34 protein-coding genes and 1 pseudogene are annotated in these 23,843 nt (G+C 66.3%); 1 reads left to right on the top strand and 34 read right to left on the bottom strand.

Features of this window, described 5'->3' with window-relative positions:
* Positions 1-25: 25 nt before the first annotated feature.
* Positions 26-922: a tRNA pseudouridine(38-40) synthase TruA gene (truA, locus tag QF206_RS06385; RefSeq protein WP_281488376.1), complete on the bottom strand. Its 897-nt coding sequence runs from the start codon at positions 920-922 to the stop codon at positions 26-28.
* A 92-nt stretch (positions 923-1,014) separates the two neighbouring features.
* On the opposite strand from truA, the gene QF206_RS06380 reads away from it, so the two are divergent.
* On the top strand, positions 1,015-2,985 hold the full coding sequence (locus tag QF206_RS06380; RefSeq protein WP_281488375.1) for an acyltransferase family protein: 1,971 nt from the start codon (positions 1,015-1,017) through the stop codon (positions 2,983-2,985).
* A 125-nt stretch (positions 2,986-3,110) separates the two neighbouring features.
* On the opposite strand, the gene rplQ is transcribed toward QF206_RS06380, so the two are convergent.
* From rplQ to QF206_RS06215, 33 genes and pseudogenes are all read right to left on the bottom strand, one after another.
* Positions 3,111-3,698, bottom strand: coding sequence for a 50S ribosomal protein L17 (rplQ, locus tag QF206_RS06375; protein ID WP_281488374.1), 588 nt, complete (start codon positions 3,696-3,698; stop codon positions 3,111-3,113).
* 49 nt (positions 3,699-3,747) lie between these two features.
* Positions 3,748-4,737, bottom strand: coding sequence for a DNA-directed RNA polymerase subunit alpha (locus tag QF206_RS06370; RefSeq protein ID WP_281488373.1), 990 nt, complete (start codon positions 4,735-4,737; stop codon positions 3,748-3,750).
* A gap of 153 nt (positions 4,738-4,890) precedes the next feature.
* Positions 4,891-5,289, bottom strand: a complete 399-nt coding sequence (gene rpsK / locus QF206_RS06365) for a 30S ribosomal protein S11 (RefSeq protein ID WP_281488372.1) — start codon at positions 5,287-5,289, stop codon at positions 4,891-4,893.
* Between the two features lie 43 nt (positions 5,290-5,332).
* Positions 5,333-5,707 (bottom strand): 30S ribosomal protein S13, encoded by a 375-nt coding sequence (rpsM, locus tag QF206_RS06360; protein ID WP_281488371.1) that lies wholly within the window; start codon positions 5,705-5,707, stop codon positions 5,333-5,335.
* A 201-nt stretch (positions 5,708-5,908) separates the two neighbouring features.
* The gene (gene rpmJ / locus QF206_RS06355) at positions 5,909-6,022 is read right to left on the bottom strand and encodes a 50S ribosomal protein L36 (RefSeq protein WP_047561540.1); all 114 of its coding nucleotides are present in this window, start codon (positions 6,020-6,022) and stop codon (positions 5,909-5,911) included.
* A gap of 67 nt (positions 6,023-6,089) precedes the next feature.
* Positions 6,090-6,311 (bottom strand): translation initiation factor IF-1, encoded by a 222-nt coding sequence (gene infA / locus QF206_RS06350; protein ID WP_017885509.1) that lies wholly within the window; start codon positions 6,309-6,311, stop codon positions 6,090-6,092.
* Positions 6,312-6,497: 186 nt separating this feature from the next.
* On the bottom strand, positions 6,498-7,334 hold the full coding sequence (gene map, locus QF206_RS06345) for a type I methionyl aminopeptidase (protein ID WP_281488370.1): 837 nt from the start codon (positions 7,332-7,334) through the stop codon (positions 6,498-6,500).
* Complete coding sequence (locus QF206_RS06340) at positions 7,334-7,951, bottom strand: adenylate kinase (protein WP_281488369.1); 618 nt, start codon at positions 7,949-7,951, stop codon at positions 7,334-7,336. Before QF206_RS06340 ends, map begins: the two co-directional genes overlap by 1 nt.
* Positions 7,948-9,270, bottom strand: coding sequence for a preprotein translocase subunit SecY (secY, locus tag QF206_RS06335; protein ID WP_281488368.1), 1,323 nt, complete (start codon positions 9,268-9,270; stop codon positions 7,948-7,950). Before secY ends, QF206_RS06340 begins: the two co-directional genes overlap by 4 nt.
* A 66-nt stretch (positions 9,271-9,336) precedes the next feature.
* Positions 9,337-9,951 carry a 50S ribosomal protein L15 gene (gene rplO, locus QF206_RS06330; protein WP_281488367.1) on the bottom strand — a complete coding sequence of 205 codons (615 nt, stop codon included), beginning with the start codon at positions 9,949-9,951 and terminating at the stop codon, positions 9,337-9,339.
* Positions 9,951-10,136 carry a 50S ribosomal protein L30 gene (gene rpmD / locus QF206_RS06325; protein WP_281488366.1) on the bottom strand — a complete coding sequence of 62 codons (186 nt, stop codon included), beginning with the start codon at positions 10,134-10,136 and terminating at the stop codon, positions 9,951-9,953. Before rpmD ends, rplO begins: the two co-directional genes overlap by 1 nt.
* On the bottom strand, positions 10,136-10,807 hold the full coding sequence (gene rpsE / locus QF206_RS06320; protein WP_281488365.1) for a 30S ribosomal protein S5: 672 nt from the start codon (positions 10,805-10,807) through the stop codon (positions 10,136-10,138). The genes rpmD and rpsE overlap by 1 nt, the downstream gene beginning before the upstream one ends.
* Entirely contained in the window at positions 10,804-11,175 is a 372-nt protein-coding gene (gene rplR / locus QF206_RS06315) for a 50S ribosomal protein L18 (protein WP_281488364.1), read from the bottom strand. The genes rpsE and rplR overlap by 4 nt, the downstream gene beginning before the upstream one ends.
* Positions 11,175-11,711, bottom strand: a complete 537-nt coding sequence (rplF, locus tag QF206_RS06310; RefSeq protein ID WP_281488363.1) for a 50S ribosomal protein L6 — start codon at positions 11,709-11,711, stop codon at positions 11,175-11,177. The genes rplR and rplF overlap by 1 nt, the downstream gene beginning before the upstream one ends.
* A gap of 6 nt (positions 11,712-11,717) precedes the next feature.
* Positions 11,718-12,116: a 30S ribosomal protein S8 gene (rpsH, locus tag QF206_RS06305; RefSeq protein WP_281488362.1), complete on the bottom strand. Its 399-nt coding sequence runs from the start codon at positions 12,114-12,116 to the stop codon at positions 11,718-11,720.
* A gap of 83 nt (positions 12,117-12,199) precedes the next feature.
* Positions 12,200-12,784 (bottom strand): 50S ribosomal protein L5, encoded by a 585-nt coding sequence (gene rplE, locus QF206_RS06300; protein WP_281488361.1) that lies wholly within the window; start codon positions 12,782-12,784, stop codon positions 12,200-12,202.
* Positions 12,784-13,143 (bottom strand): 50S ribosomal protein L24, encoded by a 360-nt coding sequence (gene rplX / locus QF206_RS06295; RefSeq protein WP_281488360.1) that lies wholly within the window; start codon positions 13,141-13,143, stop codon positions 12,784-12,786. Before rplX ends, rplE begins: the two co-directional genes overlap by 1 nt.
* A gap of 2 nt (positions 13,144-13,145) precedes the next feature.
* Positions 13,146-13,514 (bottom strand): 50S ribosomal protein L14, encoded by a 369-nt coding sequence (gene rplN / locus QF206_RS06290; protein ID WP_281488359.1) that lies wholly within the window; start codon positions 13,512-13,514, stop codon positions 13,146-13,148.
* Between the two features lie 34 nt (positions 13,515-13,548).
* Positions 13,549-13,839, bottom strand: coding sequence for a 30S ribosomal protein S17 (gene rpsQ / locus QF206_RS06285; RefSeq protein WP_281488358.1), 291 nt, complete (start codon positions 13,837-13,839; stop codon positions 13,549-13,551).
* Entirely contained in the window at positions 13,839-14,168 is a 330-nt protein-coding gene (gene rpmC / locus QF206_RS06280) for a 50S ribosomal protein L29 (RefSeq protein WP_281488357.1), read from the bottom strand. Before rpmC ends, rpsQ begins: the two co-directional genes overlap by 1 nt.
* Positions 14,168-14,587 carry a 50S ribosomal protein L16 gene (gene rplP, locus QF206_RS06275; RefSeq protein ID WP_281488356.1) on the bottom strand — a complete coding sequence of 140 codons (420 nt, stop codon included), beginning with the start codon at positions 14,585-14,587 and terminating at the stop codon, positions 14,168-14,170. The genes rpmC and rplP overlap by 1 nt, the downstream gene beginning before the upstream one ends.
* 2 nt (positions 14,588-14,589) lie before the next feature.
* The gene (gene rpsC / locus QF206_RS06270; protein WP_281488355.1) at positions 14,590-15,339 is read right to left on the bottom strand and encodes a 30S ribosomal protein S3; all 750 of its coding nucleotides are present in this window, start codon (positions 15,337-15,339) and stop codon (positions 14,590-14,592) included.
* Positions 15,340-15,705 carry a 50S ribosomal protein L22 gene (gene rplV, locus QF206_RS06265; RefSeq protein ID WP_281488354.1) on the bottom strand — a complete coding sequence of 122 codons (366 nt, stop codon included), beginning with the start codon at positions 15,703-15,705 and terminating at the stop codon, positions 15,340-15,342.
* A 26-nt stretch (positions 15,706-15,731) separates the two neighbouring features.
* Complete coding sequence (rpsS, locus tag QF206_RS06260) at positions 15,732-16,013, bottom strand: 30S ribosomal protein S19 (RefSeq protein WP_281488353.1); 282 nt, start codon at positions 16,011-16,013, stop codon at positions 15,732-15,734.
* 12 nt (positions 16,014-16,025) lie between these two features.
* Positions 16,026-16,865 carry a 50S ribosomal protein L2 gene (gene rplB, locus QF206_RS06255; RefSeq protein WP_281488352.1) on the bottom strand — a complete coding sequence of 280 codons (840 nt, stop codon included), beginning with the start codon at positions 16,863-16,865 and terminating at the stop codon, positions 16,026-16,028.
* Positions 16,866-16,884: 19 nt separating this feature from the next.
* A complete protein-coding gene (gene rplW, locus QF206_RS06250) occupies positions 16,885-17,184 on the bottom strand; it encodes a 50S ribosomal protein L23 (protein WP_281488351.1) in 300 nt (99 codons plus the stop codon).
* A complete protein-coding gene (rplD, locus tag QF206_RS06245; protein WP_281488350.1) occupies positions 17,184-17,831 on the bottom strand; it encodes a 50S ribosomal protein L4 in 648 nt (215 codons plus the stop codon). Before rplD ends, rplW begins: the two co-directional genes overlap by 1 nt.
* Before the next feature lie 5 nt (positions 17,832-17,836).
* Positions 17,837-18,490, bottom strand: coding sequence for a 50S ribosomal protein L3 (gene rplC, locus QF206_RS06240; RefSeq protein WP_281488349.1), 654 nt, complete (start codon positions 18,488-18,490; stop codon positions 17,837-17,839).
* Between the two features lie 10 nt (positions 18,491-18,500).
* Positions 18,501-18,809, bottom strand: coding sequence for a 30S ribosomal protein S10 (rpsJ, locus tag QF206_RS06235; protein ID WP_027479364.1), 309 nt, complete (start codon positions 18,807-18,809; stop codon positions 18,501-18,503).
* A gap of 986 nt (positions 18,810-19,795) precedes the next feature.
* The gene (tuf, locus tag QF206_RS06230) at positions 19,796-20,989 is read right to left on the bottom strand and encodes an elongation factor Tu (protein ID WP_281488348.1); all 1,194 of its coding nucleotides are present in this window, start codon (positions 20,987-20,989) and stop codon (positions 19,796-19,798) included.
* A 113-nt stretch (positions 20,990-21,102) separates the two neighbouring features.
* Entirely contained in the window at positions 21,103-23,217 is a 2,115-nt protein-coding gene (gene fusA, locus QF206_RS06225) for an elongation factor G (protein ID WP_281488347.1), read from the bottom strand.
* A 90-nt stretch (positions 23,218-23,307) separates the two neighbouring features.
* Complete coding sequence (gene rpsG, locus QF206_RS06220; protein ID WP_281488346.1) at positions 23,308-23,778, bottom strand: 30S ribosomal protein S7; 471 nt, start codon at positions 23,776-23,778, stop codon at positions 23,308-23,310.
* A pseudogene (locus QF206_RS06215) lies at positions 23,778-23,843 on the bottom strand (30S ribosomal protein S12); the annotation flags it as partial. The pseudogene QF206_RS06215 and the gene rpsG, both read right to left, overlap by 1 nt.

The following is a 23,843-nucleotide window of genomic DNA, read 5'->3' as shown; positions in this document are numbered from 1 at the left end:
CGCCAGCGGGCCCGGAGCGCCGAGTTCACTCCGAACGCCGCGCGCGCGTCTGCTCTGCGCGAGCGGCCAGCTGGTCGTCGGGCGGGTACCCCACCTGGGTGAGCGTCAGACCCTTCGCCGGCATCACATGGAATCGGTTCGTGCGCTCGCGTGCCTGCAGGATGCCCGGCACTTCGTCCAGGCCGATGCGCCCCTCCCCCACCGCGACGCACGCGCCGACCAGCGCGCGCACCATGCTGTGGCAGAACGCGTCGGCCTGCACCTCGGCGACGAGCACCCCCGCTGCGTCGCGGTGCCAGCCGAACGACTGCAGCGTGCGGATCGTCGTCGCGCCGTCGCGCGGCTTGCAGAAGCTCGCGAAATCGTGCAGGCCGAGCAGCGACCTGGCTGCGGCATCCATGGCTTCCACATCGAGCCGACCGCTGACCCAGACGGTGGAATGGCGCTGGAGGGGATCACGGATGCCGAGATCATCCGCCACGCGGTACTGGTACCGCCGCCACACCGCCGAGAACCGCGCGTCGAACCCCTCTGGCGCGCGGTCGATGGTCGAGACGATGAGGTCGTCAGCGTGCCCGGCGAGCCCGTTGATCCTGCGACGGAGCGCCTCCTCGGGAGCGAGCGGGCGCGCGTGCGAGCGGCTGCGCTGCTTGGCGAGCACCGCGAGCTCATCAGGTGTCAGGTCGAGGTGCGCGAGCTGCCCGGTTGCGTGCACCCCGGCATCCGTCCGCCCTGCGACCGTCAAGCGGTGGTGGCGTCCAGGAAGCACCGTGTCGAGCGCGCGCTCCAACTCGCCCTGCACGGTACGCAGGCGAGGCTGCCTGGCCCAGCCGGCGAAGTCGGTGCCGTCGTAGGCGATGGAGAGGCGCAAGCGCACTTCACCGAGCGTCGCGTTCGCCGTCGCGCCTTCCTGACCGTTCATCGTCCCGAAGTCTAGAACGCGCGCCGCCCAGCGGCGGTTCTCAGCGACGCCCGCCTAGGCTGGTTGCCGCCTCGCTCGAGCCCAGGTCTCCCATGCCCGAAGTCCACGCCGCCCAGTCTCCCAACCTCAACGCCGCTCAGACGGCTGGACCGTCGACCGCTCGAAACGCCGGGCGGCTGCTGGGACTGGACGGTATGCGCGCCGTTGCCGTCACCGCAGTGCTGGCGTTCCATCTGCTGCCCGGGGTGCTGCCGGGCGGGTTCCTGGGCGTCGACCTGTTCTTCGTCATCAGCGGGTTCCTGATCACCACGCTGCTGCTGCGCGAGCACGCGCGCTCGGGGCGCATCGACCTCGTCGATTTCTGGCGGCGCCGCGCCCGCCGCTTGCTGCCGGCGATCGGGCTCCTCGTCGTCGTCACGGCGAGTGCGGCGCTCGCCATCGGCGGCGACGCGCTGCACAAGCTCGGCTGGCAGGTGCTCGGCACTGCGACGTTCAGCTACAACTGGCTCGCGATCGCCGACGGCAACTCGTACTTCGACTCCACCTCGCCGGAACTGCTCCGCAACCTCTGGTCGCTCGCTGTGGAGGAGCAGTTCTACCTGGCATGGCCGCTGGTGCTGCTCGCGCTGCTGGTGGTTCGCCGACGCTGGGTTCGGGTAGCGCTCGTCGCCGCTGCAGCGGCAGCATCCGCCGTCGCCATGGGGCTGCTCGTGGACCCGGCCGACCCGACCCGGGTCTACTTCGGCACCGACACCCACAGCTTCGGGCTCACCATCGGCATCATCGTGGCGCTGCTGATGGGAGGCTGGCCGGATGCCGTCGGGCGCTGGCCGCGCGCCGTGCGCCCGCTGCTCATGCCCGCCGCGTCGGTCGCGATCATGGGAATCGTCGCGGCGTTCGTATGGCTCGACGGTGACGCCCTCTTCGCCTATCGCGGTGGGCTTGTTGCCGTGTCGCTGCTCACCGCTCTCGTGCTGGCCGCCGCCGTCGCACCCGGCTCCGCTCTCGGCCGAGCGCTCGAGTGGGCGCCGTTCCGCTGGATCGGCACGCGGAGCTACGGCCTCTACCTCTGGCATTGGCCCGTGTACGTGCTGCTGCTCGACGCGCTGCCCACCTGGCAGGGAGCGGAGTTCATGTGGCAGCTCGCTGCACTGTCACTCGCCATCACGGTGGTGGCCGCCGAACTGTCGTATCGCTTCGTCGAGCAGCCAGTGCGGCGCCTGGGCTTCCGCGCGACGCTCAGCGCGTACCGGCGAGCCTGGGATGCCCCGCGCAGTCGCATCGCCGCGGCCGCTATCACGGCGGTGGTGGCAGCCGCGGGCACTGCAACCGTCGTGGCGATCGCGCTCGATCCCGGCACGAGCAGTGCGCAATCGCAGATCGCGCGCGGTCAAGCTGCGCTCGACGACACGGCATCCTCGGGGCCGCGCGGTGGCGACGCACAGCGGGACGATGGGTCAGAAGCAGGGGCTGGCGAAGCCGGGGCCGGCTCGACCTCTCCGGTAGACCGTGCAGATTCAGCGGCGCTCCCGAGCGGCGACCAGATCACCGCCATCGGCGACTCGGTCATGCTGGCGGTCGTGCCTCAACTGCAGGCGCAGTTCCCCGGCATCCGGGTCGACGCCGTCGTCTCACGCCAGATGCGACAGGCACCGGAGCTGTTGCAGCAGGAGAAGGACGCCGGCACGCTCCGCGACACGATCGTCGTCGGTCTCGGCACGAACGGCTCGATCGGTATGGACACGCTCGAGCAGGTGCGAGAGATCGCCGGCCCGGAGCGGCGCATCGTGCTCGTCAATGTGCAGGCGCCGCGGGGCTGGACGCCCGAGGTGAACGCCGCGCTCAGCGAGTTCGCGCAGCGCTATCGCAACGTGGAGCTCGCCAACTGGCGCGATGCGATCGCCCCCAGGCTCGATCTCCTGGCGCGCGATCAGATCCATGCGGGAGGGGATGCCGCCGGCGCCGTGTACGCGTCGGCGCTCCGCGACGCGCTGCAGCGCCTCGCGCTGCTGCCGCCGGTACTCGACCGGCACGACTACTGGCTCGGCGACTTGCCCCAGTAGGCGAATCAGCACGCGCACGAGGCGAACTCCGGGAGCGGCACTGCGCGCCGACATCAGTGCCCCGGACAGCGAAAGACCCCGCTCCATCAGGGGCGGGGCCTTCTGCAGTACTGCGGGGCGCTGGGCTACTTGGCCTCGTCGGCGCCTTCTTCGGCGTCGGCCGGAGCTTCCTCAGCGGCGGGCGCGTCAGCAGCGGGCGCGTCAGCAGCATCCGTCGTCTCGGTCTCCGTCGCGTCAGCAGCGGTCTCGTCGGCCGCTTCCTCAACTACGGTCTCGTCGGCAGCCGGCTCGTCGGCGGCAGGCGCCTCAGCAGCGGGCGCGTCGGCCTTCTTCGCCGCGGCCTTCTTCTTCACGACCGGCTCGAGCACGAGCTCGATCTGCGCCATCGAAGCGTTGTCGCCCTTGCGGAAGCCGAGCTTGGTGATGCGGGTGTAGCCGCCCTCACGCTCTTCGACCAGCGGCGCGATCTGCGTGAACAGCTCGTGCACGACGCTCTTGTCGGTGATCACCTGGAGCACACGACGGCGCGAGTGCAGGTCGCCGCGCTTGGCGAAGGTGATGAGGCGCTCGGCGTAGGGGCGCAGCCGCTTCGCCTTGGTCTCGGTGGTCTTGATGCTCTTGTGGGTGAAGAGCTGCGCGGCGAGGTTCGCCAGCAGCAGGCGCTCGTGCGCCGGTCCGCCACCGAGGCGGGGTCCCTTGTTGGGCTTAGGCATTTCTTGGTTTCTCCGTTGTCAGAAAGTCGTCGGCGTCACGACGACGTGATCAGTTGTTCTCGTCGTCGTAGCCGCCGTAGAAGTGGGCCCCGTCGAAACCGGGAACCGCATCCTTCAGCGACAGGCCGAGCTCGACAAGCTTGTCCTTGACCTCATCCACCGACTTCTGCCCGAAGTTGCGGATGTTCATCAGCTGGGCCTCCGAGAGGGCGACGAGCTCGCTCACCGAGTTGATGCCCTCACGCTTCAGGCAGTTGTAGCTGCGCACCGAGAGGTCGAGGTCTTCGATCGGCATGCTGAGCTCGTTCGACATGACGACGTCGACCGGAGCAGGCCCGATCTCGATGCCCTCAGCAGCAGTGTTCAGCTCGCGGGCGAGGCCGAAGAGCTCCACCAGCGTCTTGCCGGCCGACGCGATCGCGTCGCGCGGGCTGATCGCGGGCTTGGTCTCGACGTCGACGACGAGGCGGTCGAAGTCGGTGCGCTCACCGGCACGAGTGGCCTCGACCTTGTAGGTGACCTTGAGGACCGGCGAGTAGATCGAGTCGACCGGAATCTGACCGGCCTCGCTGAACTCGCTGCGGTTCTGGGTCGCCGACACATAGCCGCGACCGCGCTCGATGGTCAACTCGAGCTCGAACTTGGCCTTGTCATTGAGCGTCGCGATGACGAGCTCAGGGTTGTGGATCTCCACACCGGCGGGAGCCGAGATGTCGGCGGCGGTCACCTGGCCGGCACCCTGCTTGCGCAGGTAGGCGGTGATCGGCTCGTCGTGCTCGCTGGAGACGACCAGCTGCTTGATGTTCAGGATGATCTCGGTGACGTCTTCCTTCACACCCTCGACGGTCGTGAACTCGTGGAGCACGCCATCGATGCGGATGCTGGTGACTGCCGCGCCCGGGATGGACGAGAGCAGCGTGCGACGCAGCGAGTTGCCGAGGGTGTAGCCGAAGCCCGGCTCGAGCGGCTCGATGACGAACCGCGAGCGGAACTCCGAGATGTTCTCTTCCGTGAGAGTGGGGCGCTGTGCAATGAGCACTACTTGTTCCTTTCGGCAAGGTGTCCGCTATATGACACCTGTGAGGAGGGTTTGCCGGGCGACGAGCCGGTCGGTTGTGTTGAGTTGTATCGCGACGCACGGTGGCCGGAGTCGTTGCCGCTCCGGCCACCGTGCATCACGGGAGACTGGTGCTCAGACGCGACGGCGCTTGGGCGGGCGGCATCCGTTGTGCGCCTGCGGGGTGACGTCGTTGATCGAGCCGACCTCGAGGCCCGCTGCCTGCAGCGAGCGGATGGCGGTCTCGCGGCCCGAGCCCGGGCCCTTCACGAAGACGTCGACCTTCTTCATGCCGTGCTCCTGCGCCTGACGCGCAGCCGACTCGGCGGCCATCTGCGCGGCGTAGGGCGTCGACTTGCGCGAGCCCTTGAAGCCCACGCCGCCCGACGATGCCCAGCTGATGACTGCGCCGCTCGGGTCGGTGATCGAGACGATGGTGTTGTTGAACGTGCTCTTGATGTGCGCCTGGCCCATCGCGACGTTCTTCTTGTCCTTGCGGCGGGGCTTGCGCGCGGCCGACTTCGGTGTTGCCATAGGTGTCTTCTACTCCTGGAGTCCTTGGAGCGCGGGCCGGGGCCTAGCGCGCCTTCTTCTTGCCGGCGACGGTGCGCTTCGGGCCCTTGCGGGTACGCGCGTTGGTCTTGGTGCGCTGACCGCGCACGGGCAGGCCCTTGCGGTGGCGGAGGCCCTCGTAGCTGCCGATCTCGACCTTGCGGCGGATGTCGGCGGCGACCTCGCGGCGGAGATCACCCTCGACCTTGAAGTTGCCTTCGATGTAATCGCGAAGGGCGACGAGCTGATCGTCAGACAGATCCTTCACGCGGGTGTTGCCGTCGATCCCGGTGTCAGCGAGGGTCTTCAGCGAGCGGGTACGGCCGACACCGTAGATATACGTCAGTGCGACTTCCACGCGCTTCTCGCGCGGGATGTCGACGCCGGCAAGACGTGCCATATTGGCTTCTCCTGGGAGTGAGTGGAGGTATGGGACAGCACCGGTGCCCGGGCCTCCGCCCCGGGGTGTCCACGCGAGCGTCCGCGGACGCCCTCGCTTTGTGGTGTTGCCTGGTTGCTATTGAGTTGTGAGTCTCTGCGCGAGCGCAGTGCGTCCGCTGCGCGGCAGATGCCGGTCGTCGGGCCGTCGAGGCCCGTCCGATCAGCCCTGACGCTGCTTGTGGCGGGGGTTCTCGCAGATCACCATGACGTTGCCGTGGCGACGGATCACCTTGCACTTGTCGCAGATCGGCTTGACGCTGGGGTTGACCTTCATATTGGTTCCTTGGATCGCTGGCCTCGTACCCAGACGGTGGCCTGGGCCGTTCCTTTCCAGCAGACGATTACTTGTAGCGGTAGACGATGCGACCGCGGGTGAGGTCGTAGGGGCTCAGTTCGACGATGACCCGATCCTCAGGAAGGATGCGGATGTAGTGCTGGCGCATCTTGCCCGAGATGTGAGCGAGCACCTTGTGCCCGTTGGTCAGTTCCACCCGGAACATCGCGTTGGGAAGTGCTTCGAGCACCGACCCCTCGATCTCGATGACGCCGTCTTTTTTGGCCATAGCCTCACTGTCGCTAAGAATTCGTACTGCTGGTCATGCGTTCGGTGTTTTGGCAAGGCTCACGCCACGCCCGACACCAACGCTCAAGCTTACGTGATTTCCCACGTAATCGCCACTTGCGGGCTATACTTCCCCGACCGCACCTCCCCGGCGCGCGGGGCGTCGGGGTGTCGGAGCGGGAGTCGCTCAGGGGATCGGCACAGGTGCGACGCCGAACTCGGCGAGCCCGGCCGCTCCCCCGTCTTCGGCGGTGAGCACCCAGATGCCGTCCGCGTGCACGGCGACCGAGTGCTCCCAGTGCGAGCTCGCCGAACCGTCGGCGGTCACGACCGTCCACTCGTCGTCGAGCACCCGGGTGTCGATTCCGCCGAGCGTGACCATGGGCTCGATCGCGACGACGAGACCCGGCTTGACGGCGGGGCCCTTGCCGCTCACGGCGTAGTTGAACACGGGCGGATCTTCGTGCATCGATCGCCCGATGCCGTGCCCGATGTACTCCTCGAGGATGCCGTACTGGCCCTCGCGTCGGATATCGGCCTCGATCGCGGCGCCCACCTCGTTCAGGTGCTTGGCGCTCGCCAGTGCCGCGATACCGGCCCAGAGTGAATGCTCGGTGACCTTCGAGAGCCGCTGCCGCTCCTCGACGAGCGCGGGGCGGTCGGCATCCGGCAGCACTACAGTGATGGCCGAGTCGCCGTTCCAGCCGTCGACGAGGGCGCCGCTGTCGATGGAGATGATGTCGCCCGGCTCGAGGCGGCGCTCGTCGGGGATGCCGTGCACGACCGCCTCATTGACCGAAGCGCACACCGTGTGCGAGTAGCCGGGAACGAGCGCGAAGTTGGGTTGGCCGCCCAGCGAGCGGATTGTCTGCTCGGCGATGCGGTCGAGCTCGAGCGTGGTGACGTCCGGCCGGATCGCCTCGCGCACCGCGGCGAGCGACGCGGCCGTGACCTCGCCCGGACGCACCATGGCTCGCAACTCGTCGGGCGTCTTGTAGATGCCCCGACCTCGGAAACGAACCATCAGGCGGTGACGGCGATGCCCCGGGCAGCGAGGGCTTCGAGAATGCGAGCCGTGACGTCTTCGACACTGCCCAGGCCGTCGACCTCGCCGACGAGTCCGCGCTTCGCGTAGACCTCGATGAGCGGCGCCGTCTGCTCGGCGTACACCTCGAGGCGACGACGGATCACGTCTTCGGTGTCGTCGGCGCGCCCCTGCTCGACCGCGCGCTTGAGGAGTCGCGCGACGACCTCGTCGGTGTCGGCGGTCAGCAGCACTACCGCGTCGAGCTGGGCGCCCTCGGCTTCAAGGATGCGGTCGAGCTCGACCACCTGGTCGAGCGTGCGGGGGTACCCGTCGAGCAGGAAGCCGCTCGCAGCGTCATCCCAGGTGAGCCGGTCGGCGACGATCGCGTTCGTGAGTGAATCGGGCACGTACTCGCCGCGATCCATGTACGACTTCGCCTCGATGCCGAGGGGTGTCTGGGCGCTGACATTCGCGCGGAAGATGTCGCCGGTCGAGATCGCCGGGATGCCGAACGACTCGCTGAGCCGCGCGGCCTGCGTGCCCTTGCCTGCCCCAGGAGGACCGATGATGAGCAGGCGCACGCCGGAGGCGCTTGAGGGGTGTGCGTCGGTCATCGGAGGAGCCCTTCGTAGTGTCGCTGCTGCAGCTGCGCGTCGATCTGCTTCACCGTCTCGAGGCCTACGCCGACGATGATCAGGATGCTTGCGCCGCCGAACGGGAAGTTCTGGTTCGCCCCGACGGTGGCGAGCGCGATCAGCGGGATCAGCGCCACGATGCCGAGGTAGATGGAGCCCGGCAGCGTCACGCGCGTGAGCACGTAGTCGAGGTACTCGGCCGTGGGACGGCCGGCGCGGATGCCGGGGATGAAGCCGCCGTACTTCTTCATGTTCTCGGCGACCTCTTCGGGGTTGAAGGTGATCGCGACGTAGAAGTACGTGAAGCCGATGATGAGCAGGAAGTAGACCGCCATGTAGAGCGGGTTGTCGCCCGAGGTGAAGTTGTTCTGGATCCAGACGACCCACTCGGCAGGGCTCTGCCCTGACGCGGGCTGATTGAACTGGGCGATCAGCGCAGGCAGGTACAGCAGCGACGAGGCGAAGATGACCGGGATGACGCCGGCCATGTTGACCTTGATGGGGATGTAGGTGTTGTTGCCGCCGTAAGTGCGACGCCCGACCATCCGCTTCGCGTACTGCACGGGAACGCGGCGCTGCGACTGCTCCACGAACACGACCGCGGTCATGATGACAAGCCCGATCGCGATCACGACGAGGAAGATCTCGAACGACTCGGCCACGGCGATCGACCAGAGCGCGCTCGGGAAGGTCGCTGCGATCGAGGTGAAGATGAGCAGCGACATGCCGTTGCCGATGCCGCGCTCGGTGATGAGCTCGCCCATCCACATGATGAGGCCGGTGCCCGCGGTCATGGTGATGACCATGAGCAGGGTCGCGTACCACGACGGGTCGCTGATGAGCTGGCTGCACTCGGCGACGCCCGAGGCGCCGAACAGGGCGCCGCTGCGCGTCACCGTGATGAGCGTGGTCGACTGCAGCACGCCGAGCGCGATGGTGAGGTAGCGCGTGTACTGCGTCAGCTTGGCCTGACCGGCCTGACCCTCCTTGTAGAGGGTCTCGAAGTGAGGGATGACCACGCGCAGCAGCTGCACGATGATCGACGCGGTGATGTACGGCATGATGCCGAGCGCGAACACCGAGAGCTGGAGGAGCGCGCCACCGCTGAAGAGATTGACGAGCTCATAGAGCCCGGAGGTGCCGGCGTTGCCGGCAAGACAGGTCTGAACGTTCGCATAGTCGACGAACGGCGCGGGGATGAACGAGCCGAGCCGGAAGAGGGCGACGATGCCGAGCGTGAACCCGATCTTCCTGCGAAGGTCGGGAGTACGGAAAATCCGCGCTACAGCACGAAACACGGGGCCTCCAGGGTGGCGAACGTCGTTATGGGGGCGGCTCAGATGTGAGCCGCCCCCACGGAACGACTACTTGACGGTGCCGCCGGCCGCGACGATCTTCTGCTCAGCCGAGCTGGAGACCTTGTCGACAGCAACATTCAGCTTAACCGTAATGTCGCCCTGGCCGAGAACCTTGACCTTCTCGTTCTTGCGAACGACGCCCTTGGCGATCAGGTCGCCGATGGTGACGTCGCCACCGTTGGGGTAGAGCTCAGCGAGCTTCTCGAGGTTGACCGCCTGGTACTCCACGCGGAACGGGTTCTTGAACCCGCGCAGCTTGGGAGCGCGCATCACCATGTTGAGCTGGCCGCCCTGGAAGCCGGGCTTCACCTGGTAGCGGGCCTTGGTGCCCTTGGTGCCGCGACCCGCGGTCTTACCCTTCGAGCCCTCACCGCGACCAACGCGGGTGCGCTCCTTCTTCGCGCCCGCGGCGGGGCGAAGGTGGTGCACCTTCAGCACCTGCGGGCGAGGCTCGACGGCATCCGTCTTCTCAGCCTTCTTCGCAGGAGCCTTCTTGGTCTCGTCTGCCTTGGCAGCGTCGGCCTTCTTGGCGGGCGCCTTCTTCTCGGCGGTGGCCTTCTCAGCCGGGGCCTTGGCGGCCTTCTCGGCCGGGGCCTTCTTCTTGGCTTCTTCGTCAGCCATCAGTCAATCTCCTCGACCTTCACCAGGTGAGCGACGGTGCGCACATACCCACGGTTCTGTGCGTTGTCCTCGCGTACCACCACATCGCCGATGCGCTTCAGCCCAAGGCTGCGCAGCGTGTCGCGCTGGTACTGCTTCTCACTGATCTTGCCCTTGATCTGCGTGATCTTGAGGCGAGCGGCCATCATGCACCTGCCTTCGCTTCGGCCTCGGCGCGCACCAGGCGGGCCGGGGCGACCTCGTCGAACTCGAGGCCGCGGCGCGCTGCGACCGCGCGGGGCTCCTCGAGCTGCTTGAGGGCCTCAACAGTCGCGTGAACGATGTTGATGGTGTTCGACGAACCGAGCGACTTGCTCAGCACATCGTGGATGCCGGCGCACTCGAGCACCGCGCGCACCGGACCGCCGGCGATAACACCGGTACCGGCGGCTGCGGGGCGCAGCAGCACCACGCCCGCCGCCGCCTCGCCCTGCACGGGGTGAGGGATGGTGGCACGCACGCGAGGCACGCGGAAGAAGTTCTTCTTCGCCTCTTCGACGCCCTTCGAGATCGCCGTCGGCACCTCACGGGCCTTGCCGTAACCGACGCCGACGAGACCGTTGCCATCGCCCACGACGACTAGCGCGGTGAAGCTGAAGCGACGACCGCCCTTCACGACCTTCGACACGCGGTTGATCGTGACGACGCGCTCGAGGAACTGGCTCTTCTCGGCGTCGCGGCTGCCGCGCTCACGGTTGGGGTTGCGCTCGCGGCTGCCACGACGGGCCTCACGAGGCTCGTTGGTCGGCTCGGAAGACGCTGCCGTCTCCACGGGTGCCTCTGCAACCACTTCTTGCTCCTTGTTGTTCTCGCTCACAGGTTCAGTCCACCCTCTCGAGCTCCCTCGGCGACCGCGGCCACGCGACCCGCGTAGCGGCTGCCTCCACGGTCGAAGACGACCGATTCGATGCCGGCATCCTTCGCACGACCGGCCACCAGCTCACCGACACGGCGTGCCTTGGCGGTCTTGTCGCCGTCGAGTGCGCGCAGGTCGGCTTCCATGGTCGAAGCCGACGCCAGCGTCACACCCTTGGTGTCGTCGACGACCTGCACGAACACGTGCCGCGACGAGCGGGTGACGACCAGGCGCGGACGCTCGGCCGAACCCGCGATCTTCTTGCGCAGACGCGCGTGGCGACGGTCCTTCGCGGCGGACTTGCTCTTGCCTCGCGTTCCGATTGCCATTACTTACCAGCCTTTCCGGCCTTGCGGCGCACGACCTCGCCGGCGTAGCGCACGCCCTTGCCCTTGTACGGCTCGGGCTTGCGGATCTTGCGGATGTTCGCTGCAACCTCACCGACGGCCTGCTTGTCGATGCCGCTGACGGTGATCTTGTTGTTGCCCTCGACGGCGAACGTGATGCCCGCCGGCGGCTCAACCGTGACCGGGTGCGAGAAGCCGAGCGCGAACTCGATGGCCGCACCCTTCTGCTGCACGCGGTAGCCGGTGCCGACGACCTCGAGGCCCTTGGAGTAGCCCTCGGTCACACCGATGATCTGGTTGTTGATGAGCGTGCGGGTCAGGCCGTGCAGCGAGCGCGACTCGCGCTCGTCGTCGGGACGGGTGACGAGCACCTGGCCCTCTTCGACCTTGACCTCGATGGGGCTGGCGACGGCGAGCTTCAGCTCACCCTTCGGGCCCTTGACGGTGACGTCCGAGCCGTCGACCGAGATGGTGACGCCGGCGGGGACGGGAATGGGAAGACGTCCAATACGTGACATGGCCGATCACCACACGTAGGCGAGGACTTCCCCACCCACGCCCTTCTTGCTCGCCTCGCGGTCGGTGAGGAGCCCCGAGGAGGTCGACAGGATGGCGATGCCGAGGCCACCCATGACGGTGGGGATCTCGGTCGAGCGCGCGTACACGCGGAGGCCGGGCTTCGACACGCGCTTGATGCCCGAGATCGAGCGCTCACGGTTCTGGCCGTACTTGAGGTCCAACGTCAGGGTCTGACCGACGCGGGCGTCTTCGACCTTCCAGTCGGCGATGTATCCCTCACGCTTGAGGATCTGGGCGATGTTGGACTTCAGCTTGCTGCTGGGAAGCGACACCGACTCGTGGTGAGCCGAGTTCGCGTTGCGCAGTCTGGTCAGCATGTCTGCGACCGGATCTGTCATGGTCATGAGGGAAGGTTCTCTCTCTCGTCTGGTATCGACACCCGTTCCGCGGATGCCGACCTGGGCGGATTGCTATTCGGTTGTAGTGCTCAGCTCGCGTCGTCGGCCTTGAAGGGGAATCCGAGCGCCCGGAGGAGCGCACGACCTTCTTCGTCCGTCTTGGCAGTGGTCACGACCGTGATGTCGAAGCCGCGCACGCGGTCGATCTTGTCCTGGTCGATCTCGTGGAACACCGACTGCTCCTGCAAGCCGAAGGTGTAGTTGCCGTTGCCGTCGAACTGCTTCGGCGACAGGCCGCGGAAGTCGCGGATGCGAGGCAGGGCCAGCGAGAGCAGGCGGTCGAGGAACTCCCACGCGCGGTCACCGCGAAGGGTGGTGTGCGCGCCGATCGGCATGCCGTCACGCAGCTTGAACTGCGCGATCGACTTGCGGGCCTTGGTCACCTGCGGCTTCTGGCCGGTGATCGCGGCGAGGTCGCGCACGGCGCCCTCGATCACCTTGCTGTCGCGAGCCGCCTCACCGACACCGGTGTTGACGACGATCTTCACAAGACCCGGCACCTGGTTCACGTTCGAGTAGCCGAACTGCTCAGTCAGCTGCGCGATGATCTCGCTGCGGTACTTCTGCTTGAGGCGCGGCTGGATTTTGCCAGCCACAGCGGCAGTGTTGCTCATCAGAGGGTCTCACCTGACTTCTTGGAGTAGCGGACGCGAACGGTCTTGGTGACACCGTTCTTCTCCACCGTCTCGGTACGGAAGCCCACGCGGGTCGGCTTCTTGGTCTTGGGGTCGACCAGCGCGACGTTCGACACGTGGATCGGCGCCTCGTGCGTCTCGATGCCACCGGTCTTGGTGCCGCGCTGGGTCTGGCCCACGCGAACGTGCTTGGTGACGAGGTTGATGCCCTCGACGACCACGCGGTTCTTCTCGGGGATCACCGAGATGACGCGACCCTGCTTGCCACGGTCACCGCCGCGGGCCTGCGTGGCGCCGCTGATGACCTGCACGAGGTCACCCTTCTTGATGTTTGCCATGACTAAATGACCTCCGGGGCCAGCGAGACGATCTTCATGAACTTCTTGTCGCGAAGCTCACGGCCGACCGGTCCGAAGATGCGGGTGCCGCGCGGCTCCCCGTCGTTCTTCAGGATCACGGCGGCGTTCTCGTCGAACTTGATGTACGACCCGTCGGGACGGCGGGTGTTCTTCTTGGACCGCACGATGACCGCCTTGACGACATCGCCCTTCTTGACGTTGCCGCCGGGGATGGCATCCTTCACGGTCGCCACGATGATGTCGCCGAGGCCGGCGTAGCGGCGGCCAGACCCTCCGAGCACACGGATGGTCAGCAGCTCCTTCGCGCCGGTGTTGTCGGCGACCTTGAGCCTGGATTCCTGCTGAATCACGTTCTGAACTCCTTATCGAAGCAAGCCCAGGGGCTTACTTGGCCTTCTCGACGATCTCGACCAGGCGCCAGCGCTTGGTAGCGCTCAAGGGACGGGTCTCAGCGATGACCACGAGGTCGCCGATGCCGGCGGTGTTGTTCTCGTCGTGCACATTGCGCTTCGACGTACGACGCATGACCTTGCCGTACAGCGGGTGCTTCTTGCGGTCCTCGACCTCGACGACGATAGTCTTGTCCATCTTGTCGCTGACGACGTAGCCGCGCTGCGTCTTGCGGTAGCCGCGCACGAGATCCTCGGCGGCGACCTTCTTCTCGGCCTCAGCCATTACTTGGTCTCCTCGGTCTCAGCGGCCTCGGGAGCGGCCGACTCAGCGGCATCCTTCTTGGCCTTGCTCTTCTTCTCGGCCTTGGCGGGAGCCTCGACCGGGGCGGGGGTGGCACGAATACCGAGCTCGCGCTCACGGATCACCGTGTAGATGCGAGCGATGTCGCGCTTGACCGCACGGAGGCGGCCGTGGTTCTCCAGCTGGCCGGTCGCCGCCTGGAAGCGAAGGTTGAAGAGCTCTTCCCTCGACTTCTTCAGGGCGTCAGCCAGCCGGTCGTCTTCGAACGTGTCGAGCTCGGCGGGTGCGAACTCCTTGGAACCGATCGCCATTACGCGTCGCCCTCCTCGCGCTTGATGATGCGTGCCTTGAGGGGCAGCTTGTGGATAGCACGGGTCAGGGCCTCGCGAGCGAGTTCCTCGTTCACACCGGCGACCTCGAACAGGACGCGACCCGGCTTGACGTTCGCGACCCACCACTCGGGCGAGCCCTTACCCGAACCCATGCGGGTCTCGGCGGGCTTCTTGGTCAGCGGACGGTCGGGGTAGATGTTGATCCACACCTTTCCACCACGCTTGATGTGACGGGTCATCGCGATACGAGCGGCCTCGATCTGACGGTTGGTCACGTAGGCGGGGGTGAGGGCCTGGATGCCGAAGTCACCGAACGTGACCTTGGTGCCACCCGAGGCCTGACCGCTGCGGCCCGGGTGGTGCTGCTTGCGGTACTTGACTCGACGGGGAATAAGCATGGTTACGCCTCAACTCCTGCAGCGGCGGGCTGCTCGGCGCGGGGGCCACGGCGTCCGCCATCACGACGCTCGCGCGAAGGCTTCTGGTTGGCCTGCTCGCGGGCAAGTTCCTTGTTGGTGATGTCGCCCTTGTAGATCCAGACCTTCACGCCGATGCGGCCGAAGGTGGTGCGGGCCTCGTAGAAGCCGTAGTCGATGTTCGCGCGGAGCGTGTGCAGCGGCACCCGGCCCTCGCGGTAGAACTCCGAACGGCTCATCTCGGCGCCGCCGAGACGACCCGACACCTGGATGCGGACACCCTTGGCGCCGGCGCGCTGCGCGCCCTGCAGACCCTTGCGCATCGCGCGGCGGAAGGCCACGCGGGCGCTGAGCTGCTCGGCGATGCCCTGGGCGACCAGCTGTGCGTCGGCCTCGGGGTTCTTCACCTCGAGGATGTTGAGCTGGATCTGCTTGCCGGTGAGCTTCTCGAGGTCGGCGCGGATGCGCTCGGCCTCGGCGCCGCGGCGGCCGATGACGATACCCGGGCGAGCGGTGTGGATGTCCACACGCACGCGGTCACGGGTGCGCTCGATCTCGATGCGGGACACGCCCGCGCGGTCGAGGTCCTTCGTCAGCATCCGGCGGATCCTGACGTCTTCCTCAACGTAGTCGGCGTAGCGCTGGCCGGCCTTGGTGCTGTCGGAGAACCACCGCGACACGTGGTCGGTGGTGATACCGAGCCGGAAGCCGTACGGGTTTACTTTCTGGCCCATTTACTTCGTACCCTCCTCAGGCGTGGCGAGCACAACAGTGATGTGGCTGGTGCGCTTGTTGATACGGAAGGCACGACCCTGCGCGCGCGGCTGGAAACGCTTGAGGGTGGTGCCCTCGTCGACGAATGCCTTCGCGATGTACAGGTCTTGCTCGTCCAGGTAGGCGCCGGCGGCATCCGCCTTGACCCGTGCGTTGGCGATCGCCGAGGCGACCAGCTTGTACACGGGCTCGCTCGCGCCCTGGGGGGCGAACTTCAGGATGGCCAGGGCCTCGGAGGCCTGCTTGCCGCGGATCATGTTGACGACGCGGCGGGCCTTCTGAGGCGTAACGCGGATGTGTCGCACGCGTGCGATCGACTCCACCATGTTTCTTTCCTCCTCACGTCACCGCGTCAGCGGCGACGGCCCTTCTTGTCGTCCTTCACGTGTCCACGGAAGGTGCGGGTGGGCGCGAACTCGCCGAGCTTGTGCCCGACCATGGTCTCGGTGACGAACACCGGGATGTGCTTGCGACCGTCGTGCACGGCGATGGTGTGACCGAGCATCGAGGGCACGATCATCGACCGGCGCGACCAGGTCTTGATGACGTTCTTGGTGTTGGCCTCGTTCTGCGTGACGACCTTGCGAAGCAGGTGCTCGTCGACGAAGGGGCCCTTCTTCAGACTGCGTGGCATCTTCTACAACTCCTACTTGCGCTTCTTACCGACGGTGCGACGACGAACGATGAGCTTGTCGCTCTCGAGGTTCGGCTTGCGGGTGCGGCCCTCAGGCTGACCCCACGGGCTTACCGGGTGGCGACCACCGGAGGTCTTGCCCTCACCACCACCGTGCGGGTGGTCGATCGGGTTCATCGCGACACCGCGCACGGTCGGGCGGACGCCCTTCCAGCGCATACGGCCGGCCTTGCCCCAGTTGATGTTCGCCTGCTCGGCGTTACCGACCTCGCCGACGGTCGCGCGGCAGCGCGCGTCGACGTTGCGGATCTCGCCCGAGGGCATGCGCAGCTGGGCGTACGGGCCTTCCTTCGCCACGAGACGAACGGATGCCCCGGCGGAACGCGCGATCTTGGCACCGCCACCGGGCTTCAGCTCGATTGCGTGAACGACCGTACCGACCGGGATGTTCTTCAGCGGCAGGTTGTTGCCGGGCTTGATGTCAGCCGACGGACCCGACTCGACGATGTCGCCCTGCTTGAGCTTGTTCGGCGCGATGATGTAGCGCTTGGTGCCGTCCACGAAGTGCAGCAGCGCGATGCGCGCAGTGCGGTTCGGGTCGTACTCGATGTGCGCGACCTTGGCGTTCACGCCGTCCTTGTCATTGCGACGGAAGTCGATGACGCGGTACTGACGCTTGTGGCCGCCACCGATGTGACGCGTGGTGATGCGGCCCTGGTTGTTGCGGCCACCGGTCTTGGCGAGCGGGCGCAGCAGCGACTTCTCGGGGGTCGAACGGGTGACCTCGGCGAAGTCCGCGACCGACGAACCGCGACGACCAGGGGTCGTGGGCTTGTACTTGCGAATAGACATGTCTTGTTCCTCTGGTCCCTTATCCGACAGCCGTGAAGATGTCGATGGAGCCCGACTTCAGGGTCACGATCGCGCGCTTGGTGTCCTTGCGCTTGCCGATGCCGAAGCGGGTGCGGCGGGTCTTGCCGGCGCGGTTCAGCGTGTTCACCGAGGCGACCTTCACGCCGAAGATCTTCTCGACCGCGAGCTTGATCTCGGTCTTGTTCGAGCGCGGGTCCACGATGAACGTGTACTTGCCCTCGTCGATCAGGCCGTAGCTCTTCTCGCTGACGACCGGGGCGATGATGATCTCGCGGGGGTCCTTGTTGAGAGCGGCCATTATGCGCTGACCTCTTCCTTCTTGGTCTTCGACGCGACGAACGCTTCGAACGCAGCCTTGGTGAAGACGATGTCGTCGCTCACGAGCACGTCGTAGGCGTTCAGCTGGTCGGCCGGCAGCACGTGCACGGTGGGCAGGTTGCGCACGCTGAGGTACGCGTTGTCGTCGTCGCGCTCGAGCACGATGAGGACGTGCTTCGACTGGGCGACATTCGACAGGAGCGAGAGCGCGCCCTTGGTTGAAGGACCCTCGGGGGTGATCGCCTCGACCACGTGCACGCGTCCACCGCGAGCGCGGTCGGACAGGGCGCCGAGCAGTGCGGCGGCGATCATCTTCTTGGGGGTGCGCTGCGAGTAGTCGCGCGGCTGCGGGCCGTGCACCACGCCACCGCCGGTCATCTGCGGGGCACGGATCGAACCCTGGCGGGCGCGGCCGGTGCCCTTCTGCTTGAACGGCTTGCGGCCGGCGCCGGAGACCTCACCACGACGCTTGGTCTTGTGAGTGCCCTGGCGCGCTGCGGCGAGCTGCGCCACGACGACCTGGTGGATGAGCGGGACGTTGGTCTGGACGTCGAACAGCTCGGCGGGCAGCTCGACGGAGCCGGCCTTCTTGCCGTTGGCGTCGAGGACGTCGATCGAGGTAGCCATGAGAACTACGCTCCCTTCACGGCGTTGCGAACGAACACGAGCCGGCCGCGCGCGCCGGGAACGGCGCCCTTGACCAGCAGCAGGCCCTTCTCGGCGTCGACCGAGTGCACCTTGAGGTTGAGCACCGTCACGCGGTCGCCGCCCATGCGGCCCGCCATGCGCTGGCCCTTGAACACGCGGCCGGGGGTGGCCGAGGCGCCGATCGAACCGGGCTTGCGGTGGTTGCGGTGAGCACCGTGCGAGGCGCTCACACCAGCGAAGTTGTGGCGCTTCATCACACCGGCGAAGCCCTTGCCCTTGCTGGTGCCGACGACGTCGACCAGCTGACCGGCCTCGAAGATGTCGACGGTGAGCTCCTGGCCGACTGAGTACTCAGCGGCATCCGACGTGCGGAGCTCCGTGAGGTGACGGCGAGGGGTCACACCGGCCTTGGTGAAGTGGCCGGTGGCGGGCTTGTTGACCTTGCGGGGGTCGATCTGACCGGCAGCGATCTGAACCGCGCTGTAGCCGTCGACCTCTTCCGAGCGGATCTGGGTGACGACGTTGGGGCTGATCTCGACCACAGTCACGGGCACGAGCTTGTTGTTCTCGTCCCAGACCTGGGTCATGCCGAGCTTCTTGCCAAGGAGGCCCTTGGTGGTCTTCTTCGCAGCAGACACTGGTTCCTCCTTAGAGCTTGATCTCGATGTTGACGTCTGCGGGCAGGTCGAGGCGCATCAGCGAGTCGACAGCCTTGGGCGTCGGGTCGATGATGTCGATGAGGCGCTTGTGGGTGCGCTTCTCGAAGTGCTCTCGGCTGTCCTTGTACTTGTGAGGCGAACGGATCACGACGACCACGTTCTTCTCAGTGGGAAGGGGCACCGGGCCTACAACGGTCGCGCCTGCACGGGTCACCGTGTCGACGATCTTGCGCGCCGAGGTGTCGATGACCTCATGGTCATACGACTTCAGTCGAATGCGGATCTTCTGTCCCGCCATCTCTGACTCTCTCTCCTGTCAAGGCGTCGTACATCCCGGGGGCTGCATTGGACGCCGTAGTAGCACTACTGCTGTCGCACCACTGTTTTTCTGTCAAATCTCACCGACTCCGCCCCCGGCGCGCACACGCCAGGCTCGCGCCAGGCACACACGTCTCCCCGATGAACGGAGGAAGTCGATTCAAGTCGTGTTCTGCTGCCCGCGGCCTAGACTCAGCGCGCCTGAGGCGCGGGTCTATGCACTGCCCTGACAGTGATCCACGCGTAGCGCGCGGAATGTTGAACTAGACGAGTTTAGCGGCATGGTTCGCATTGCTGCAAACCCGGGCGTGTCGCGCGCGGTTCCGCGGAATCGTGCGGGAGTCGCGGGCGGGGCACGGATGCCGTGGGGCGGGGTTCACGGCATCCTCGCAGCCTGTTGCATCTTGGGGCACTTCCGTACCTCGTCGGGCGCCGTTGCGCGTGTGGCCACTGGCGCGAGGGTTTGCTGCAGTCGCGGGGGTTGGAACCCGCGCAGGTGCACTGAACCCTCGTGACAGCGGGTGGGGACTGTGGCACCGGATGCCTGTGGCCAAAGAGGCGATGTGGACCGCGTGAACACGTACCGTCGCGCTCTGTCGCGAGGGTTTGCTGCACGCGCGGGGGTTGGGCCCCGCGCAGGCGCACTGAACCCTCGCGCCACCGGGTCGGAAACGATGGTCCGGATGCCTGCGGCCCAAGAGTGGTGTGCACCGCGTGAGCACGCACCCCGACGGATGCGCTCGGGTTTGCTGCAGTCGGGGCTCTCGCGAGGGTTGCTGCAGTGGCGCTCTCGCGAGGGTTCGCTTCAGTCGCGCGGGTTGGAACCGTCGCGGGTGCAGCAAACCCTCGCGACGGCGGGTGGACACCCGGTGCAGCCGCGGGCCGATGTGCAGGCAGGCAGGCAGGCAGGCAGGTAAGCGAAAGGGGCCGGACCCGAAGGTCCGACCCCTGACGTTGCAGCGAGTGCTACTTGAGGATCTTGGTCACCGTACCGGCGCCCACGGTGCGGCCACCCTCACGGATGGCGAAGCCGAGGCCCTCCTCCATGGCGATCGGCTGGATGAGCTCAACCGTCATGTCGGTGGTGTCGCCGGGCATGACCATCTCGGTGCCCTCGGGCAGCGTGATGACGCCGGTGACGTCGGTGGTGCGGAAGTAGAACTGCGGGCGGTAGTTGCCGTAGAACGGGTTGTGACGGCCACCCTCATCCTTCGACAGGATGTAGGCGGTGCCCTCAAACTGCGTGTGAGGGGTGACCGAACCCGGCTTCACGACGACCTGGCCGCGCTCGACGTCCTCGCGCTTGGTGCCGCGGAGGAGCAGACCACAGTTCTCGCCGGCCCATGCCTCGTCGAGCTGCTTGTGGAACATCTCGATACCGGTGACGGTGGTCTTCTGCGTCGGGCGGATGCCGACGATCTCGACCTCGGAGTTGATGGCGAGGGTGCCGCGCTCCGCACGACCGGTGACGACGGTTCCACGACCGGTGATCGTGAAGACGTCTTCGATCGGCATGAGGAACGGCTTGTCGCGGTCACGCACCGGGTCGGGGATGTTGTCGTCAGCGGCCTGCATGAGGTCGAGGATCGACTGCGTCCACTTCTCGTCGCCCTCGAGCGCCTTCAGCGCCGAGACGCGAACCACCGGAGCGTCGTCGCCGGGGAAGCCCTGGCTCGACAGCAGCTCGCGAACCTCGAGCTCGACGAGCTCCAGGATCTCCTCGTCGTCGACCATGTCGGACTTGTTGAGGGCCACCATGAGGTACGGAACGCCGACCTGCTTCGCGAGCAGCACGTGCTCACGGGTCTGAGCCATCGGGCCGTCGGTCGCCGCGACCACGAGGATCGCGCCGTCCATCTGAGCGGCACCGGTGATCATGTTCTTGATGTAGTCGGCGTGACCCGGGGCGTCAACGTGCGCGTAGTGGCGCTTCGGCGTCTCGTACTCGATGTGCGAGATGTTGATGGTGATACCACGCTGGCGCTCTTCAGGAGCGGAGTCGATCGTCGCGAAGTCGCGCTGAACGTTGGTCGCCGACGGGTACTTGTCAGCAAGCACCTTCGAGATCGCGGCAGACAGCGTGGTCTTGCCGTGGTCGACGTGACCGATCGTTCCGATGTTGACGTGCGGCTTGGTCCGCTCGAACTTGGCCTTAGCCACTGTGGGTCCTCCTCAGGACTCTCTCGTGTCGGCGCCCGGCCTGGATGGTCGAGGCGTTCACTGGTTGGTGTGTATTTATGTTACTCGGGCTCGGCGAGCCCTCGCGCGGTGGGCTACTCGCCCTTGTGCTTCTGGACGATCTCGTCGGCGACAGCCTTCGGGACCTCCGCGTAGGACTCGAAGCTCATCGAGTACACGGCGCGACCCGAGGTCTTCGACCGAAGGTCGCCCACGTATCCGAACATCTCCGACAGCGGCACGCTCGCACGCACCACCTTGACGCCGGTGGCGTCCTCCATCGACTGGATCTGACCGCGCCGCGAGTTCAGGTCGCCGATGACGTCACCCATGTACTCCTCAGGGGTGCGCACCTCGACGGCCATCAACGGCTCGAGCAGAACCGGGTTCGCCTTCCGAGCGGCCTCCTTGTAGGCCATCGAACCGGCGATCTTGAACGCCATCTCCGAGGAGTCGACGTCGTGGTAAGCACCATCCACCAGGATGGCCTTCACACCCACGGTGGGGAAGCCCGCAAGCACGCCGGTGTTCATGGCGTCACGGATGCCGGCATCCACCGAAGGAATGTACTCGCGAGGCACGCGGCCACCCGTGACCTGGCTCTCGAACTCGTAGATCTTGTCACCCTCGACCGCCATGGGCTCGAGGGAGATCTGGACCTTCGCGAACTGACCGGAGCCACCAGTCTGCTTCTTGTGGGTGTAGTCGTACTTCTCGACCGTCTTCTTGAGGGTCTCGCGGTACGCAACCTGCGGCTTGCCGACGTTCGCCTCGACCTTGAACTCGCGCTTCATGCGGTCGACGAGGATGTCGAGGTGCAGCTCGCCCATGCCCTTGATGACGGTCTGGCCGGTCTCGGGGTTGAGCTCGACGCGGAACGTCGGGTCTTCTTCAGCGAGCTTCTGGATCGCGGTGCCCAGCTTCTCCTGGTCGGCCTTGGTGTTCGGCTCGATGGCGACCTCGATCACCGGCTCCGGGAACGTCATCGACTCGAGCACGACCTGGTTGTTCGGGTCACAGAGGGTGTCACCGGTGGTAGTGTCCTTCAGGCCGATGACCGCGTAGATGTGCCCGGCGGTGATGCTGTCGACCGGGTTCTCCTTGTTGGCGTGCATCTGGAAGATCTTGCCGATGCGCTCCTTCTTGCCCTTGGTCGAGTTGACGACCTGGGCACCGGAGTCGGCACGACCCGAGTAGACGCGCACATAGGTGAGGCGACCGAAGAACGGGTGCACGGCGACCTTGAACGCGAGTGCCGCGAAGGGCTCGCTCGCGTCGGGACGACGCTCGACGACCTTTTCCTCGTCGCGCACGTCGTGGGCCTCGACGGCCTCGACGTCGAGCGGGCTGGGGAGGTAGTCGACGACCGCGTCGAGCATGGGCTGCACGCCGCGGTTCTTGAACGCCGAGCCGCAGAGCACCGGGTAGATCTCGCTGTTGATCACGAGCTTGCGAATCGCAGCCTTGATCTCGGGGATGGTGATCTCTTCGCCGCCGAAGAACTTCTCGAGCAGCGCGTCGTCGGTCTCGGCGACGGTCTCGAGGAGCTGCTGGTGGTACTCCTCAGCCTTCTCCTTGAGCTCGGCGGGGATCTCGGTCGTCTCGTACGAGGCGCCCATGGTCACATCGCCCTTGGCGTCGCCGGGCCACACGAGGGCCTTCATCTCGACCAGGTCGACCACGCCGACGAAGTCGCTCTCCGAGCCGATGGGCAGCTGCAGCACGAGCGGCTTCGCGCCGAGGCGCTTGATGATGGTGTCGACCGTGAAGTAGAAGTCGGCGCCGAGCTTGTCCATCTTGTTGACGAAGCAGATGCGCGGAACGTTGTACTTGTCGGCCTGACGCCACACCGTCTCGGACTGCGGCTCAACACCTTCCTTGCCGTCGAACACGGCGACGGCACCGTCGAGCACGCGGAGCGAGCGCTCCACCTCGACGGTGAAGTCGACGTGGCCCGGCGTGTCGATGATGTTGATCTGGGTGCCGTTCCAGAAGCAGGTCGTGGCGGCCGACGTGATCGTGATGCCGCGCTCCTGCTCCTGCGCCATCCAGTCCATGGTCGCGGCACCGTCGTGCGACTCACCGATCTTGTGGTTCACACCCGTGTAGAACAGGATGCGCTCGGTGGTGGTGGTCTTTCCGGCATCGATGTGCGCCATGATGCCGATGTTGCGGACCTTATTCAGGTCGGTGAGCACGTCGAGTGCCACGGGGTTCCTCCGTTGTGGGGTTGGAGCGATTTCGTTGCCGGATGCCGCAAGCCTCCGTCGTGCGGTGGCCGCGGCATCCGGCACTGGTTCTTACCAGCGGTAGTGCGCGAACGCCTTGTTGGACTCGGCCATCTTGTGAGTGTCCTCACGACGCTTGACCGCGGCGCCGAGGCCGTTCGAAGCGTCGAGGATCTCGTTGGTGAGGCGGTCGGTCATCGTCTTCTCACGACGAGCCTTGGCGTAGCTCGTGAGCCAGCGGAGGGCGAGCGTGTTCGCACGGTGAGGCTTGACCTCGACCGGCACCTGGTAGGTCGAGCCACCGACGCGGCGGCTGCGGACCTCGAGGGTGGGGCGCACGTTGTCGAGCGCCTTCTTGAGCACGGTCACGGCATCCTGGCCCGACTTGTTGGCCACGTTCTCGAGCGCGCCGTAGACGATGCGCTCTGCGAGGCCCTTCTTGCCGTCGAGCAAAATCTTGTTCACCAGCTGGCTGACGATGGGCGCGTTGTAGACCGGGTCGGCGACGACCGGGCGCTTCGGAGCAGGTCCCTTGCGAGGCATTACTTCTTCTCCATCTTCGCGCCGTAGCGGCTGCGGGCCTGCTTGCGGTTCTTCACGGCCTGGGT

Origin of the sequence: Ruicaihuangia caeni (assembly GCF_029952955.1) — a bacterium.
GTDB lineage: Bacteria > Actinomycetota > Actinomycetes > Actinomycetales > Microbacteriaceae > Ruicaihuangia > Ruicaihuangia caeni.
This window is presented reverse-complemented; position numbering and strand designations above follow the sequence as displayed.